We start from the raw sequence: 17,458 nt of genomic DNA on the forward strand, positions 1-17,458 counted from the left end.
TCCACACAAGTTGTTCTTCATAATCTCTTAATGATCTTCTCACTACTTCGTCAGTAGCAAGCTAGGTCGGCTATATTACTCTCTATCTCTAGAAAGTCAACCAGTAATGAAAATTATTTTTAAACTTTCTTTCTAAAACCCAACTCAACCATTTCATGCTAAGTTACTGTTTTATCAGAAGTTTTAATCTTCATCACCGCCGATGGATGTGCATTCTACAGTATTTCAGGGGGCTTGCAATACCTTTTTCAAATAAATCTTACCGCATGTCTAATTTTTAACCTTTTATGAAGTTTTTATTCATTTATTATACAATTTTGCTTAAATTACGCCTATTCCTAGTAATACAGTTTATTATTCCGGGTTAAACAACGCCACTATACTCAGAACAAGGCTTTGGGGTTTCCTTATGCATCGCTCTATTTATTTATCTTTATGCTTATTTTCTTTGGCCTTTAGCCCATTAATTTTTGCTGAAGACACTATTCAGGCTGAACAGACTGAAATAGAAACTGAATCTTCTGCTACTACTGCTACGGTTCCACTCAGAGAAAAAATATCTTCTAAAGTGAGTCATCTGCAAACCCAGCTAAAAGTCGATGCTAGCGCTGCACAGGCTGAAGAAGTTAAAGATCCTTTCCAGGGCTGGAATAGAAAGGTGTATCAATTTAATGATGCAATCGATCAGGCAGTTGTTCGCCCCATTGCGGTTCAGTATCAGGAAAAGGTTCCTCAAGATGTGCGTGGCAGCTATACCCAGTTCCGTAGCAATTTAGGTGAACCATGGAATGCGGTAAACCAGTTGATTCAGGGCCGTCCTGCTCGTGCAGCAAAATCTTTGGGCCGTTTTACCATTAATACCTTAACTACTTTAGGTCTGGCAGACCCAGCCCGTCGTCTGGGACTGGATCATGAAGATGAAAAGTTCGGGATTACGCTAGGTTATTATGGTGTACCTTCCGGTCCTTATGTGATGTTACCGTTCCTAGGCCCAAGTTCTGTGCGTGATACTTTCGGTATGGCAGTCGATAGCCAGACCCGTCCACAGAAATATATTCTTGAAGATGATGAAGGCTTGTATTGGGGTGATCAATTCTGGCGTGCAATTGATAATCGTGCAGAATTACTTGATATTGAAGGTGTGTTAACAGGTGATCGTTATGCACAAATTCGCGATATTTATTTGCAACGTACCAATTATATGATCGCCCAGAAAAAAGGTCTGGAACAGGAATCTTTATTCCTTGAAGATGACTTCGATGATGAAAATCTTGAAGATGAATCTTTCGATGAAAATGAGACTGAATCTTCTAGTGATGACCTTTGAAACCTAAGTTCAATGATGATTTGCTAGCGAAAACCGTTCGCTAGCAATCATTTGCTTGTTATAGTACATCTTATAACTCATCCCAGGATCGAACTACCTGTCTATGTATTTCATTCAACCTACCCGTGATATTCCTTATTTAGATCAAGTGCTTGAGAAGCTTCCGCACGTTCAAGTAATCAAGCTGGAAGATCACGAGTTGTACGATGCGACGATTATTGCCATTGCAGATGTACATGATTATCTGAAATATAAGTGGAACCTTCCGACTGTCGTATTAGCGCTGGAAAATGAAGGAACAGCCTTGGCACAAGCTTGGGAACAAGGTGCTTTGGCAGGCTGGATCTGGGATAAACTGCCTGAACAACCCGATATCGCATTACAAAAAATCGATGCGCAATATAAGCGTAATCAGGATAGTCGTGATCTTCCTTCAGCAGCAGAGCTACAAAAACGTTTGCTACCGAATGAAATTGAATTAACCAATTATGCGGTTGAAACCTATTTTCAGCCTTCTGCCTATCTATCTGGCGATTGGTATGATTACTGGAAAATCAGCGATAAAGAAGTCATTTTCTATCTGGCAGATGTTTCTGGTCATGGCGTTACCAGCAGTTTATTAACATCCTGGATGGCAGCCTTTCATGGACGTTCGAAAACGCCTCGTGAGCTGATCAAGAAGCTGAACGGGATGCTGGTTCAGGAAAATATTGAAAAACATATTACCATGATTGCCGGAATTCTGAATCTGGAAACCCATGTCTTGAAATGGTCTAGTGCTGGCCACTACCCTCCTCCGATTATCTTTGAACCGAATCAGGAACCAAAAATCCTGTCATCCAGCAGCTTTCCTCTTGGTCTGACCGAAGACCTTGAGGTAGAAGAAAATGAATATATCCTCAGCCGCAATGCACGATTTATTATCTGTTCAGATGGAGCATTGGAGCCGTTTAACGGCGGTCTGAATGAACAATTTTCCCAATTATTGCATCACTTACAGAACGAATCCTTCGAAGCACCCGAACATGTTGCCGACGATATTGCCATTCTCAGCTTTATAAGAGTGAAATAGTAGTATAATCACAAGCTTTATAAGCACTTAATTTGATTGCGACTTTCAGCTACTTGAGTATCCGTAGACCCTATGGGATAATTTAATATCCTTCTCTGCAAATGGCATTTATATGTCAACAGGTCATGTTGAATATGCAAGCTTGAATGGAACGCATATTTTTAAGCTTATCGGCGAAGTGCGGGCCCAATCTTGTATTAGTCTAGACAAATTACTGAACAAACTTGAGCAGCAGGACAACGTTGTTGGCGCAATTGTTGATCTGACTGAAACCAGCTTTATTGACAGCACTGTACTGGGTGTCCTAGCAAAATTAGGACTTAAACTTAAGCAGCTCCATAAGATCCAGGCGGTGATGTTGTCGACTAACTCTGATATCACGACTCTGGCCAACAGTATGGGCTTGGGGCAGGTCTTTGTCATTTTGGATTACTGCGGTGATTCAAATGTATGTACGCGTAAACTGATGGAAGAACATGTGACGCATCAAGCAATGCTGAAAACTGTTCTAGATGCACACAAGACTTTAATGCGGTTAAATCAGAGCAACCAGAATATGTTTGAGCCCTTGGTCAAACAGTTGCAAAAAGAACAAGATAATCTAGATCAAGTGTCTGAACAAAAGGTATGAACACACAATAAGGAATCCCTATGACTTTACTTTCTGTTGCACAGATGAATTCCCAAAATGAAATTGAGCAAAATTTCATGACCATCGAATCATTAATTCAACAAAGTAAAGCAAAAGGTGCTGAGCTTATTGTCTTTCCTGAAAATTTCGTCTGTTTTGCTGCTGGTAAGCAGCGCGAAACTGCAGCTCAATTCGAGAGCATTCAACAACGCCTGGAACAACTAGCGCATCAATATCAGATCTGGATTATCGCAGGGACATTACCCTGTCCTTATCGTCCTGATGGTTCGATTATTGAAGATGGCCGGGTTAGAACCGTAAGTCTGTGTATTAGTCCAGAAAAAACTGAAGCTCGCTATGACAAGATTCACCTCTTTGACGTGCAGGTCGGTGATGCTGTTGGGGGCTATCAGGAATCCCAATTCTTTGAACCTGGTACCGATGTCGTCGTTGCGAAGACGCCTTTTGGCAATATTGGCATGATGGTCTGCTATGACCTGCGCTTCCCTGAACTTGCGCTTCATTTACGTGCCCAAGGCGCGAATATTTTAACTGCACCATCTGCCTTTACCTTCACCACTGGCCAAATGCACTGGCAATTATTATTGCAAGCACGTGCTATGGATACCCAATGCACAGTTCTTGGCGCTGCTCAACAGGGCTGGCATGGTGAAAAACGTCAAACTTGGGGACATGCTGCTGCAGCAAACAGCCGTGGTCAACTTCTCGATATGGTGCATGCGGAAGGCGCACAGATTATTACGGTTGATTTTGATTTGACTGGGCAGGCCAAAGTGCGTGAGTCTATGCCACTCATGCAGCATCGCAAGCTACTAAAGTTCTCTTAAGTCAGACTTTTTACCGCATTCTCATTCGCTTGCATAAATTAACAAAATCCCTGCTTATTCTTCCCTAGAAATTATGGAGCATAGAAGTTCCATAAAAGAACAAGCAGGAAATACTCTCATGTCATTAGAAAAAGCAGTATATACCGCACGTGCCAAAGCTACAGGCGGTCGAGATGGCCGTGCAACCTCTGACGATCAGATTCTGGATGTGAAACTGGCAGTGCCCAAGGAAATGGGTGGCCCAGGTGGCGGGACCAATCCTGAACAATTGTTCGCTGCAGGTTATTCAGCCTGTTTTTTAGGTGCCATGAAGTTTGTTGCCAACCGGGATAAAATCAATATTAGCAAAGATGCCTATATTGAAGGTGAAGTTGGCATTGGTCCGATTCCTACCGGTTTTGGCATTGAAGTGACTTTAAATATTCATTTAGAAGGAATGGAACAGGACGAAGCTCAAAAGCTGGTCGATGCCGCACACATCGTTTGTCCTTATTCAAATGCAACCCGAAACAATATTGATGTTACTTTGAATGTCATCACCTAAGTCTACATAAGCATTCCACTCTCTATCCTGAAAAATCAGAAGTCATTTCAGGATAGAGCTGATTATTCTTATAAAATTTTAATCAAAATTGCTTTGTGCTATTTAATAGAAAAATAATCATTTGAGATATTTACTTAAGAAAACTGCGCCTTCCTATCACAACGAATAAAAATTTACTCTGCCGCCTCATTAGTCACACGCAAAACTTCTTCAATAGTCGTTTTACCAGCCAGCACTTTACGTAAACCATCATCACGAATTGAACCAGATTGCTGACGTGCATAGGTTTCCAGCTCATATTCAGCCGCATTACCATGAATCAGACGGCGCATATGCTCATCAACCGGTACAATTTCGTAAATGGCGGTACGTCCACTAAAGCCGGTATTACCACACCGTTCACAACCGTGCGGTTGAGGTAATCTTAAATCCTGTGGATGCTCAATATGTTCAAACAGATTCTTTTCAAATGCATCCGCATCCTTCCAGGTCGCACAATGCGGACATAAGGTACGTACCAGACGCTGAGCAACTACCCCAATTAAGGAGCTGGATAGCAAGAATGGCTCAATTCCCATGTCTTTTAAACGGGTCACTGCACCAATCGCAGTATTGGTATGCAGCGTTGACAATACCAAGTGACCTGTCAGTGAGGCTTGAACTGCAATTTCTGCGGTTTCCAGATCACGAATCTCACCGACCATCACCACATCCGGATCCTGACGCAACATGGCTTTTAAAGCACGAGCAAAGGTCATGTCGACTTTGGTATTTACCTGAGTTTGACCAATCCCTTCTAACTGATATTCGACTGGATCTTCAGCCGTCAGGATATTTTTGGAACCATCATTTAAATCAGAAAGTGCTGCATATAAGGTAGTGGTCTTACCCGAACCGGTAGGTCCAGTCACCAGAATAATGCCATGAGGGCGATGCACCAGGGTCTTGAGTCGATCATAATCGTTATTCATCAAGCCCAGATGAGTCATATTCAGACGGCCAGCCTGTTTGTCCAGCAAACGCATCACCACCCGCTCACCATAAGAGGATGGCAAGGTCGAAACACGGACATCGACTTCACGCCCTGCCAGGCGTAAGGAAATACGGCCATCCTGAGGAATCCGTTTTTCTGCAATATCTAGCTTGGCCATGACCTTAATCCGTGATACCAGTAATGGTGCCAGTTCACGACGCGGCTGCACAATTTCACGCAACTGTCCATCGACACGCAAGCGTACAGAAAGTCGTTTTTCGAAAGATTCCACATGGATATCTGAGGCGCCAACACGGATCGCTTCCGATAACAGGGCATTGATCAGACGGACAATAGGCGCATCATCTTCCTGATCCATCAGGTCTTCAGCTTCAGGAACTGAATCGGCAAGACTTAATAAATCCGGGTGATCTTCCAGACCAGCCGCCACCTGCTGTGACTCACCGCTATCACCAGCAAAACTGGAACTGAGTAACTGATTGAATTCTTGTTCTGTACAATGTTGATACTGAGCCGGATGACCCAGCAAACGGCGTGCTTCCTGTAATGCAAGCATAGACGTATTGTCACGACGGACAATAAAAGCCTGATCTCCCTCATAACGCAACAGCACACCATGACGTTTCGCAAAGCTATACGGGATTTGTAATTGTTTCAGTACTTGCATCGCAGATTATAATAATGATGAAAAAATTTAAATTGAGTGTACTCTAAGCATATGACAGCGTGAAGTATGTTTTCAAAGATTTAGCAAGAAAGGATGCCAACATTGCCGCAAGATCAAGAGGAATTAAACCTGCAGTCTCCCAGAATTCAATGGTGGGGAGAGCAAAGTTTTGAAATTAACGAGTCCAAGGCCTGGCAATTTGGCTCTCTGCTGTTTCGTTTGACCAGAGGTTTGCAGGAATGGCGACTGGAATATTATCGTCCGACGGTGCAGTACGATTATGAACAGCAATGGCATCAGATTAATGATCCACTGTTTGCATTTCCGACACCGGTGAAAATTGAACGCTATATGTTCAAATCTACCCAAAGCAAGTTACAGCTTATGCCTCGTCTGGCGAATCGCTCAGTAGTGATTAAACCGGTTGATCCGATTTATATTCCGGCCGGTCAACGTGGAACGCTCTATATCAGTACCCCGCTATGGATTGCCGGTTTTGTCGAAGGTCAACGTGAACCGATTTTTGATCTTCCAGTGATTTTACCGAAAGACACCTGGTTTGGGCCAAATCACCGTTCCGGTGAAATTTGCTATGCTACCGCAGTCGATGGCCGGACTGAATTGCAACAATTACGTCCTCGTGCATTCCGGGCTGTGACTCCAATTGAGTTTCATAATACCAGTCAGCAGCAACTGCGTTTCGATCGGATGAATGTTCCAGTACCTGCATTGCCTCTTTTTTATAGTGCCAGCACTGAACGTCTGTGGACCTCGCAGATTAAGGTTTTGCATGAAGGTCTGGATCGCCCACCCCGGATCCGGGTGGAAAACCGTACCCCGCCCAATGCGGGTGAAGTGGATTATTTACACCCACCGCGTGATCCGGCGGGAAATTTATTTAATATGTTTGATTCATTTTTCTAAGAGCGTGTGATGCCAAATTCGAATATTCCAACCGAAGTCACCAACAGTCTCAAGGGAGTATTTACCAATATTAATACCGATCGCCTGACTGAAATCGTCGTCGCGGTTGTGCTGTGTTTTATTGGTTTCCTGATCGCACGTTTTTTTTCGAATGCTTTTATCCGTACTATTGGTATACGCTTTAATGCGCATCAGCAAATGGTCTGGCGCCGCGGGATTTTCTACTTTATTTTCCTGCTGTTTGTGATGGCGAGTTTGAAGGAAGCCGGATTTAAACTCAGTGTCTTTCTCGGTGCAGCAGGTATTTTAACCGTCGCACTGGGTTTCGCATCCCAAACCTCTGCATCCAACCTGATCAGCGGTATCTTCCTGATTGGTGAAGGATCTTTTGAAGTGGGTGATACCATTCAGATTACACTGATTCGTGGACATACCGTTGAAGGTGAAGTGATTTCGATTGATCTGCTCTCGGTTAAACTACTTACCCAAGACAATATCTATGTACGTTTGCCGAACGAACAGCTGATTCGGGCTCCGGTACATAACCTGTCCAAGTTTCCGATCCGGCGTATTCCGATTACCTTGGCTATTAATTTCCATGAAGACATCATCAAGGTGCGTGAAGTACTGCTTGATGTTGCCAATAAATATCCACTGGTTCTGGCCGATCCAAAGCCTGCAGTCACAGTCACCGCCTTCCGTGAATCTTCGATTGAACTTTTGTTTGCGATCTGGTGCCAGCAGGAAAATTATCTGAAAGTCCGTGATGAAATGCAGGAACGGATTCGAAATGGCTTTCTCGATAACCAGATTGAGATTCCGGTACCAAAAATGGGCTTTGTTGATCATCCACTGGCTCGCCCACTGGAAAATGAAGACATTGATCAATATGCCAATGAGAAGGAGCTTAAGAGAGAGCCGAATTTAAAATAACTTTTTCTATATCCTTTCTTAACCTCCCTTTACTAAGGGAGGAACTGTCATAAAAAGCCTGTCTTTCTCTTACACATCGTTTAAAGTAGTGCTTTAAGCTCGTTCAGGGTTTGGGAAGATTAAATTAATTGCTCAAATCTAGTAATTTAGATTCAAACCCTCTTCTCTCCATCCGGCATCGGTGCAATATATGCAATCAGTAGCATGACTCCACCGGCCAGCAGGAATGAAATCACACGCGTCAGTGTACCGGTATGAGACAGGTCAAATAACACCAGCTTCAAGCTGACAATGACCAGAATACTCCCCCCTAAAATCCACATCGGTTTAAGTCTTTTCAGGGTGGCCGTCCACATGGTCGCCCAGGCCAGTAATACCCAAAGAATCGTCAGGCTTAACTGTACTGTGGCATTGCTCCACAATTCCAGACTATTGAATGGTGTTTGCAGATAGATATGTAAGGCCCGTAATACAATATAGCTCGACAGCCATAACAGGCTTAGTACCATCAGTACCGACATCATCCCGCGATCGTGTCCTGCCCGAATCTGCTGCAACAGCATCCACAGGAAACTGGCAAGCATGCCCAGACTGATCAGATCAAATGGATTGAATAGAGGTAACCAGTAATATTGGAAAGCTTGCTGGTTAAACAGCTGTGAGCATATTAACCAAGCTCCCATTAACACTAAGCAGTTTTTACTCTGCCAGAGTAAGCGCCACTCTGAATTTTCTTTTTGTCGGTAACACCAGAACCAGAACACCAGAGGAAAAATTACCATACTCAGATAAGGCATGCTCGGTATTAAGCATACACTGGTCAAAGCCAAACTGGCAAAAACCCCAAAGCTCATCCACTCTTTGGATAAATCAATCCCTTTCACCGGTCTTAACCATAAAGCAGCCAGCAATAATGATGAAAGTGCAAAGATTCCACGCTCCAAAGCACTTGGCCAGACCAGAATCCCATTTTCGCTATAATCAACAGCCAGCAAAATCGCAATGATCACCAATGGCGTAAGACCGCTCCATTTTGGCAATAACCAGCACCATTCCTGATGCTTGCGCTGTATGATTTCACTTAGAACCGTATAACCCAGTCCAAGACTGAATAAACTATAAATATAAGCCTGTTCATGAGCAAACTCATCTTCAAGCAAGGCAAACAACATCAGGGTCGAAGCAAAACTGAGAATGCTCAGAAAACTGATACTTAAACTATTGAGCTGCTGGCGGTATTTGGCTTTAAGCTGACTCAGGAAGACGACGGCGACATAACAAAAGCTGAGAATCCAGAAAATTTTCCGCGGTGTGGGATTAAGCTCGATCAGATAGTAAACACTACTGAAGCCTGCCATGATCAGCAGTCCCATACTCAGATAATGCGCAACCCGAATATTCTTTTCCAATGCCCAGAGATAAATTAGTACTCCTTCAACTGCCCAACCGACTACGCTCCACTGCTCTGTCAATAAAATGGGTGGAACCAAAGCCAGAAAGATCAGCATCAAGCTGAGATAACTTTGGGAAATGACCTGAATACTTTCTCTACGACGCACTAAAGTCCAACAGATTGCAAATATCCCGGCAAATAACAGACTAAGCCCGGCTTGCCAAAGCTTCTGATCAGGCTGATTGAAATGAATCAGATACAGAAAAATATAGGCGGTAATCGGTGCAGCGAAAATCAGGGCAAGATCTAGAACCGGTTTTAGACGAAAACGGGAAAGATCCTGCCGGGCCAGTAACTGGCTAAAGCGAAAGCCTAGCCAGATGAATACCGCACTATGTGCCAGAATCAGGGCGGTCATTGTATAACGCTCGTATGTATGACCATGAATCAGGCTATACATCCCACCTACTATGACTGTGACCAGAAAGGCAATCTGGTTCAGGATTTTCCAAGGCCGCAAACTGCTGAGTAACAGCACGCCGATATTAATCAGCAGATAATAACTGATGAACTCAACCGCAGAAGCATCTCGGGTCGGCAAGGTAAACGGCGCCAGATAGGCAATGAATAAAGCCATAACTGCCAGCTCAATACTTTCCTGTTTCAAGCTTAAGTACAGCGTAATTGCTAAAATGACCAAGAACACCAGAGCTGCCAGTGGCAACGTGGCAATCACCAGATTGTAGTAGGCAAAGAACAAGGTCAGAAATAGTGCCCCTAATCCCAAGCCTTCCAGTGCCAGACCGAAACTGCGGTTTTTAGCGATCAGGGTATAACCCAATCCGGTAACAACAACAGCAGATAAAGCGACCAGTCCTAATTTTACCGCCAAGCTCAGCTGCCAGTGCTCTGTCGCAAAACGGAGTAATAAAATAATCCCAATGACCAGAATCGCGATCGCAGCTTTAAGGACCGGATTTCCTCGAAAAATCCACTGCTGGATCTGATCCAGCAATTGTGGTTGATCTGAACTAGCTTGAGCAGCAATGGGTAAAGGAATATCTGGTTGAGTGATTTCTGGATGTATCTGATCTGCTGACCGGTAACGAGATTGCAACTGGACAATGTTACGTTCCAAACGTTGTAACCAGCGTAATAGAAAGAAAATCCAGGCGGTAATGCCGATCCCCATCAGCCAGTTGAGCTCAGTCACGCCTCCGACAATGGCGATAATAGAAGAAATATATAGCGGTATTTTAGAATTGGCTGGCACAATCACCTGCGTCGGTGCAGCCAGATCCCGCACGGGCGCTTCAATGGCACTGATATATTGCATCACGCTGATCAGGAAACCCAGACCAGTGAGATAAGTCACGATCTGCAATTCCAGATACCATGCACTTATCCCCACAATTACCAGACTAATCAGCCAGATCATACGCAATTCATTTTGCCCTGCCGTCATTCTTCTCGTTCTCGTTCCTTAACCATGTCATCATACAACAGCTTGTACTGCTTATTTCATCTTCACCCGATATTCGCTAAGCTGTAGAAACCGACTTGCCCCTGCGAGTGCAGTAAAAATCACGTACAATAAAACTGTTTTTTGAATAAGGAATTGATTACATGCCACCATTTGTCTTGGTCGATGGCTCTTACTTTTTATTTCGTGCCTTTCATGCACTACCACCATTAACCACGTCAACCGGTCTGCACACCAATGCAATTCGTGGTGCGATTTCTGCTATTCAAAAACTGATGCGCCGTACCCAGCCAACCCATATGGCGGTGATTTTTGACACGCCTGAACCGACTTTCCGTCACGAGCTATCACCTATTTATAAAGGTGACCGTCCGAGCATGCCGGAAGAACTGTCACAGCAAATTCCATACTTACATGCCTTGATTCGTGCTTTGGGCATTCCCCTGCATATGCTGCCAGGTGCGGAAGCGGATGACATTATTGGTACACTGGCTAAACGTGCTGAAGCTTTAGGCCATCAGGTGCTGATTTCGACTGGTGATAAAGACATGGCACAGCTGGTGACTGATAAAGTGACCCTGGAAGACAGTTTCAAAGAAAAACCAATGGATGTTGATGGGGTTTTTGAAAAGTTTGGTGTATGGCCAAACCAGATCATTGACTATCTGACCCTGATGGGCGATGCCTCAGACGGTATTATGGGTGTGCCTGGGATTGGGGCGAAAACTGCAGCCAAATTACTCAATGAATATGGCTCGATTGGTGGCATTCTGGAAAATGTCGACAAGATCAAAGGTAAAGTGGGTCAGAATATTAAAGACAATACCGATGGCATTGCATTGGATCATCAATTGGCCAGCATCATTTGCGATCTGGATTTAAGCTTCACTTATGATGACCTGAAACTTCAGGACCCAAATGTAGAAGCTTTACGTAATCTTTATACTGAACTGGAATTCCGTAACCAGCTGCAATCACTGGACCATCCGAATAATCCAAACAATCGTAACTATAAACAGGCTACCCAATCGATTACTGCTAAAGCAGCACCTGAACCTCAGGAAGCCGATGAGCAGCAGGCGACACTGAGCAGTGATAATGATCAGCTTGGAGAAGCCACTTATCATACCGTCTTGACTCAGGAAGATTGGAGTAAGCTGTTTGAACGTTTAAATACTGAAAAACGCTTTGCTTTTGATACTGAAACCACCAGTCTGGACTATCGTATTGCACAGATTGTCGGTTTTTCGGTGGCTTTTGATGGCCAGGATGCCTATTACGTACCGCTAGCACATGATTATGAAGGTGCTCCAGAACAGCTAAATCGTGAAGAAATTCTGGCTCAGATCAAACCGATTTTAGAAGATGAAGCGATTCAGAAAATTGGCCACCACCTGAAATATGATGCGCATGTTCTGGAAAATCACGGCATTCATCTGGCGGGCTGGTATTTTGATACCATGCTGGCTTCTTATGTGCTGAACTCGGTTGCCACCCGCCATGGCATGGACGATGTTGCTCGTCTGTACTTAAGCCACTTAACCACCACTTATGAACAGGTGGCAGGCAAAGGCGCCAAACAAAAAACTTTCAATAAAATCGAGATCGAAACTGCAGCACACTATGCCGCAGAAGATGCGCATGTGACCTATCGTCTGTTTGAAGTACTCAGCAAAAAGCTGCAGACTTATCCTGAACTGGTCAATATTCTGCATAATATTGAAATGCCAGTAGCCCGTGTGCTGACCAGTATGGAAGAAAATGGCATCCGACTGGATCTGGCTTTCCTGGATCAGCTCGGTTGTGAGTTCGCTCAAACCATGCAGAATCTAGAAAATCAGATCACGGAAATAGCCGGTGAAGCGTTTAATGTTAGCTCCCCTAAGCAGGTCGGTGAAGTTCTGTTTGACAAACTGGGCCTAAAAGGTGGTAAAAAGACCTCTACCGGTCAGTACAGTACCAGCGAAAGTGTACTGGAAAAATTGGAACACCCGATTGCTGAACTGATTTTGGAATATCGCGGTCTGTCTAAACTGAAAAGTACCTATACCGATGGTCTATGCAAACAGGCCAATAACGAAACCCATCGTGTGCATACCAGTTATCATCAGGCACTCACAGCCACTGGCCGTTTATCGTCTACTGATCCAAACCTGCAAAACATTCCAATTCGTGCGGAAATCGGACGTCAGATTCGTAAGGCCTTTATTGCACCTGAAGGTCGTGTCTTACTCGCAGCCGATTATTCACAGATTGAATTGCGTCTGATGGCACATTTATCTCAGGATGATGCGCTAGTAGATGCCTTTAACCATGGACAGGATGTGCATCGCCGTACCGCAGCTGAAGTTCTGGGTATCCCGCTTGAAGAAGTGACCAATGATCAGCGTCGTCAGGCCAAAGCCGTGAATTTCGGTCTGCTCTATGGCATGTCTGAATTTGGTCTGACCCGTCAGTTAGGTTTCACCCGTCAGGAATCACAGGAATATATCAAACAGTATTTCCGCCGTTATCCGGGGATTTATGAATATATGCAGCGTACCCGTCAGGTTGCATTGGAACAAGGCTTTGTCGAAACCATTCTGGGTCGTCGATTGTATACGCCAGATATCGATGCCCGTAACATGATGGTCCGCAAAGCTGCTGAACGTGCGGCGATTAATGCACCATTACAAGGTTCGGCTGCAGATATCATCAAAATGGCAATGATTGAGGTTGATAAAATGCTACCTAAAGATCAGGCCAAAATGCTGCTACAAGTGCACGATGAATTGGTGTTCGAAGTTGATGAAGCGATTGCAGATGAACTGGCACCTCAACTGGCTGAAGTGATGCAATCCGTGATTGAAATCTCTGTACCTTTGGTCGTGGAAGTCGGTAAAGGCATGAACTGGGATGAGGCGCATTAATACTAAAGCTCCTTCCTCCTTTTAGGAGGAAGGTTGGGATGGAGGTTATTTAAATTTATACACCTCCCCCTAACCCTCTCCTACAAGGAGAGGGAATTTTCTTGAAATAAAAAAGGACGCCTAAGCGTCCTTTTCTTTGGGATCTGATTAAAGGCCGGTTAGCAACACAATTGCCACCTGGTTCATAATCATTTCAATTACGATCAATGCCAAAATTGCCAAGATTGGAGACAGATCGATCATCCCCATATTCGGCATGATACGACGGAACGGTGCCAATAATGGCTCTGCAAGTTCCTGAACTACCTCAATATAAGGTGAACGGGATTGCGTAAACATCACCACCCAGCTCAAAATAATTGTTGCAAAAATCAGGTAACGACAGAAACGGATCAAATCCTGCATCATGGTAACGAAGGTTAGAATAAGCAAATGGATTGGACCATTTGGCATTCCCCCAGACAAATACATGATGCCAAAAATTTTCAGCAAATACAGCACGACCAAAAGTGCCAGTGCAGCAGTATTCACCCGGCCTTTACCTGCAGTTGGGAAAATACGCCCAAACACATCTACAATTTTAGTCGCTTTGACAGTAGATAGAACGACAGGATTATAAGGACTCACCGCGGCTAATTGCATTAAAAAGCGGAAGAATACGAGCAAAATCGCGACGTTAATGATAATGCCAAAAATTAGCGCAGAATTTGCACCCATACTTGAACGTTCCTAAAAATTAAACTGATAGATTATTTGCTATTGTCACTGAGCTCTTGGGCCAGTTCCTGACTACGTTTTTGCGCAGCAGCAAGCGCTGCCTGAATATTCTGAGAAATCTGCGCGCGATCAAACACTTCCAATGCCGCCTGAGTTGTACCATTCGGAGATGTTACATTCTTACGTAGCTCTGCCGGTGTATTCGAACTGGTGATCGCCATTTGCGCTGCCCCCAAAGCAGTTTGCAATGTCAATGCAGTAGCTACTTTTTCATCCAGACCTAAATTCTTGCCTGCACGAATCATGCTTTCCATCATATAGAAGAAGTAAGCAGGTCCTGAACCAGAGACTGCAGTTACGGCATCAATCTGAGCTTCTGAGTTTACCCAAATTGTCAGACCGGTAGAAGCCAAAACCTGACTCGCCAGCTCACGGTCATCATTACCAACTTCTGCATTGGCAAATAAACCATGTGCACCAGTCTGTACCAATGCGGGTGTATTCGGCATCACACGGACAATACGATCAGTACCCAATAGCGCAGATAGTGTTGCAATCTCGGCACCCGCAACAATTGAAATCACCAGCTTGCCATCAAGTAAACCTTGAAGTGGTTTTAACACACCAGCTAAAACCTGTGGTTTGACTGCAAACAGGACGATATCCGCATCTTTAATAGCAGCAATATTATCATCGGTGACATTGACTTCTTTTTCTGCAAGAAGTGAGCGTACTTTCTCAACCGGATCAGAAACTGTAATACGCATTGCTGGCAACCCCTGCGAAATCAGCCCGCCAATCAAGGCTTGAGCCATATTACCGCCACCAATAAAACTAATATTACAATTTAAAGCTGCACTCATGTTTAATGCTCGTCGTTGAATTCTAAAGTTGAAGAAACCGAAATGGGTAGCCATCCCCCTGCTTCACAATATGCAGATTGAGCTAACCAAAATCCTTTAGGTGTAAACACGCCTAGCATAACATTATCTGTGCTTAATATTTGAATAGTATGCCGAGTCCAGGGAAATATTTGCGCTTCCTGAATAGCTTTTTTGAGCGGCCAGTGTCCCACCCGTCCATAGAGATGGATTTTTTCACCCCCCTTCCGTTGCCGTAAATACAAGGGTTGTCCTAATAAAGTGGGAGATAATCCTATCTCAGCCCTTTGAATCCTGAATTGACCGGAAGGAAGATGAACCTGATCTTTATTCTGTAAAATGATCTGCTGTTCGGCTACAGTCGATTGTTGGTCAACCAGATAAACTTCAGCTTTTAGGCGATGCAACTGCTGCTGATAACGCACATAGTAATAACCCGACCAATGCAGCGCTGCTTGAGCATCTGGTTTCGCTCCAATTACTTCAGCCTGTACACGCTCAACCATGTCCAGAGAGGGACGATATTGTCCCTCGCCTTTCATCCAGACCGAGAGTAACTGACGCTGCCGTGCTTTGGATAAACTTGAGAATGAAGATAGATCGAGAATTTCGGCGTTACCACAGAGTTTGAGATCCTGCTCTAATACTTCTTGCAGAATGTTTTGTGCATCCTGCATCAGTTCACTGGTACGAGCCAAGGCAGACTGCATTTTCGGATAGCGATGACTTAAGACTGGCCACAGCACCTGACGTGCCCAGGCACGGTCATAATGAGTATCCTGATTAGTCGGATCTTCAATATTCTGGATATTTAAATCTGCTGCCCATTGGCAAATCTGCTCACGAGAAATATCCAGCAGTGGCCGCCAGATGGTTAAATCTGTCCGTATATCGATCGCTTTCATGGCAGCCAGACCATCAATCCCTGCACCAGAAAGTAAGCGCAACATCAAAGTTTCTGCCTGATCCTGCTGATGGTGAGCCAAGACCAGAATTTCATTGGGCCGAAGATGCCGTAAATAAGCTTGATACCGTGATTGGCGAGCCTGTGATTCCAGATTGCCGCTGGCAACATGGACGGGCTGAATGATGCAAGGAATATTTAGTTGCTGACACTGATGCTGGACAAAAGTGCCCCATTCATTGCTGATACTTTGCAATTGATGATCAATATAAATTGCGCGGATTTTTTTCGGGTACAAAAAAAACATCAGATGCAGCAACAGCATAGAATCTACGCCGCCACTGCATCCGATTAGAAATTTTGTTTCTGCAGGAAATTCCTGCAGTTGCTTTAAGATGCCAGACCTAAATTGTCGCTGCCAAACTTCATTAAACGTTGGTAACGTGCTTCGCATCGTGCTTGTGGTTCCATTGCTTGCAGTTCATTTAAAGCTTCTTTCAGGACTGCTTTCAGTTGGTACATGACTTCATCCGGATCCAGATGTGCGCCTTCACCTTCATCAACGACGTATTCAACAATGCCCATCTTCTGTAATTTTTCAGCAGTCAATGCCAAAGCTTCACTGGCCTGTTCTGCTTTTTCTGCGGTTTTCCACAGAATAGATGCACAACCTTCTGGTGAAATCACTGAATAAATACTGTGAGAGAGCATCACTACACGATCCGCAACACCAATGCCGAGTGCGCCACCTGAACCACCTTCACCCAAAACTGTAGCAATTACAGGTACTTTCAGATTAGAAAGTTGTGCCAAACTTGACGCAATCGCTTCAGCCTGACCACGCTCTTCCGCACCCACACCTGGGTATGCACCCATGGTATCAATAAAGGTGAAGACTGGCAGATTAAAACGTTCCGCCATATCCAGCAGACGCTGAGCTTTACGGTAACCTTCCGGGTTACTCATGCCAAAATTATGCTGTAATTTTTCACGGGTACTACGACCACGGTGCTGACCCACGATCATCACTGGTTGTCCATCGAAACGTGCCAGACCACCGATCATTGCGCCATCATCACCATAGAGACGGTCGCCATGCAAAGCATCAAATTCAGTGAATATTTCACCTACGTAGTCCAGAAATTGTGGACGTTCCGGATGACGAGCAATCTGTACTGTCGTCCATGCTTTTGATGGGGTAGCTTTATTTTTCATAGGTCAACCGTTTTCA

14 protein-coding genes are annotated in these 17,458 nt (G+C 44.4%); 8 read left to right on the forward strand and 6 right to left on the reverse strand.

The window, feature by feature from the left end; translation table 11 throughout:
- The first annotated feature begins 409 nt into the window (after positions 1-409).
- The 5 genes from FTV18_RS09270 to FTV18_RS09290 all read left to right on the forward strand — a co-directional run bounded on the left by FTV18_RS09270 (position 410) and on the right by FTV18_RS09290 (position 4,422).
- Complete coding sequence (locus tag FTV18_RS09270) at positions 410-1,327, forward strand: VacJ family lipoprotein (protein WP_180002875.1); 918 nt, start codon at positions 410-412, stop codon at positions 1,325-1,327.
- Positions 1,328-1,430: 103 nt separating this feature from the next.
- The gene (gene gigA, locus FTV18_RS09275) at positions 1,431-2,399 is read left to right on the forward strand and encodes an RsbU family protein phosphatase GigA (protein WP_159123042.1); all 969 of its coding nucleotides are present in this window, start codon (positions 1,431-1,433) and stop codon (positions 2,397-2,399) included.
- A gap of 112 nt (positions 2,400-2,511) precedes the next feature.
- Complete coding sequence (gene gigB, locus FTV18_RS09280; RefSeq protein WP_004783532.1) at positions 2,512-3,030, forward strand: anti-anti-sigma factor GigB; 519 nt, start codon at positions 2,512-2,514, stop codon at positions 3,028-3,030.
- A gap of 20 nt (positions 3,031-3,050) precedes the next feature.
- Positions 3,051-3,878: a carbon-nitrogen hydrolase family protein gene (locus FTV18_RS09285; protein ID WP_180017808.1), complete on the forward strand. Its 828-nt coding sequence runs from the start codon at positions 3,051-3,053 to the stop codon at positions 3,876-3,878.
- Between the two features lie 118 nt (positions 3,879-3,996).
- The gene (locus FTV18_RS09290; protein WP_004783539.1) at positions 3,997-4,422 is read left to right on the forward strand and encodes an organic hydroperoxide resistance protein; all 426 of its coding nucleotides are present in this window, start codon (positions 3,997-3,999) and stop codon (positions 4,420-4,422) included.
- Between the two features lie 173 nt (positions 4,423-4,595).
- Here the strand turns inward: FTV18_RS09290 and gspE are convergent, their stop codons facing one another.
- The gene (gene gspE, locus FTV18_RS09295) at positions 4,596-6,083 is read right to left on the reverse strand and encodes a type II secretion system ATPase GspE (protein WP_004783540.1); all 1,488 of its coding nucleotides are present in this window, start codon (positions 6,081-6,083) and stop codon (positions 4,596-4,598) included.
- 93 nt (positions 6,084-6,176) lie between these two features.
- Between gspE and FTV18_RS09300 the strand changes: the two genes are divergently transcribed.
- Both FTV18_RS09300 and FTV18_RS09305 read left to right on the forward strand, forming a co-directional pair.
- Positions 6,177-7,007: a hypothetical protein gene (locus tag FTV18_RS09300; protein WP_180017806.1), complete on the forward strand. Its 831-nt coding sequence runs from the start codon at positions 6,177-6,179 to the stop codon at positions 7,005-7,007.
- A 9-nt stretch (positions 7,008-7,016) separates the two neighbouring features.
- Positions 7,017-7,940 carry a mechanosensitive ion channel family protein gene (locus FTV18_RS09305; RefSeq protein ID WP_180017804.1) on the forward strand — a complete coding sequence of 308 codons (924 nt, stop codon included), beginning with the start codon at positions 7,017-7,019 and terminating at the stop codon, positions 7,938-7,940.
- 152 nt (positions 7,941-8,092) lie between these two features.
- Here the strand turns inward: FTV18_RS09305 and FTV18_RS09310 are convergent, their stop codons facing one another.
- Positions 8,093-10,798, reverse strand: a complete 2,706-nt coding sequence (locus FTV18_RS09310) for a DUF2339 domain-containing protein (protein ID WP_180017802.1) — start codon at positions 10,796-10,798, stop codon at positions 8,093-8,095.
- A 161-nt stretch (positions 10,799-10,959) separates the two neighbouring features.
- Between FTV18_RS09310 and polA the strand changes: the two genes are divergently transcribed.
- A complete protein-coding gene (polA, locus tag FTV18_RS09315) occupies positions 10,960-13,725 on the forward strand; it encodes a DNA polymerase I (protein WP_180017800.1) in 2,766 nt (921 codons plus the stop codon).
- A gap of 147 nt (positions 13,726-13,872) precedes the next feature.
- On the opposite strand, the gene FTV18_RS09320 is transcribed toward polA, so the two are convergent.
- Genes FTV18_RS09320 through FTV18_RS09335 form a run of 4 tightly spaced genes read right to left on the reverse strand, consistent with a single transcriptional unit; the run spans position 13,873 to position 17,442 of the window.
- Positions 13,873-14,442, reverse strand: coding sequence for a YggT family protein (locus FTV18_RS09320; protein ID WP_004783550.1), 570 nt, complete (start codon positions 14,440-14,442; stop codon positions 13,873-13,875).
- 32 nt (positions 14,443-14,474) lie between these two features.
- Positions 14,475-15,305, reverse strand: coding sequence for a pyrroline-5-carboxylate reductase (gene proC, locus FTV18_RS09325; RefSeq protein WP_180017798.1), 831 nt, complete (start codon positions 15,303-15,305; stop codon positions 14,475-14,477).
- A 2-nt stretch (positions 15,306-15,307) separates the two neighbouring features.
- On the reverse strand, positions 15,308-16,681 hold the full coding sequence (gene tilS / locus FTV18_RS09330) for a tRNA lysidine(34) synthetase TilS (RefSeq protein WP_180017796.1): 1,374 nt from the start codon (positions 16,679-16,681) through the stop codon (positions 15,308-15,310).
- Positions 16,618-17,442, reverse strand: a complete 825-nt coding sequence (locus FTV18_RS09335; RefSeq protein ID WP_004783557.1) for an acetyl-CoA carboxylase carboxyltransferase subunit alpha — start codon at positions 17,440-17,442, stop codon at positions 16,618-16,620. Before FTV18_RS09335 ends, tilS begins: the two co-directional genes overlap by 64 nt.
- Positions 17,443-17,458: the final 16 nt, after the last annotated feature.

Source organism: Acinetobacter sp. YH12241, assembly GCF_013417535.1.
GTDB lineage: Bacteria > Pseudomonadota > Gammaproteobacteria > Pseudomonadales > Moraxellaceae > Acinetobacter.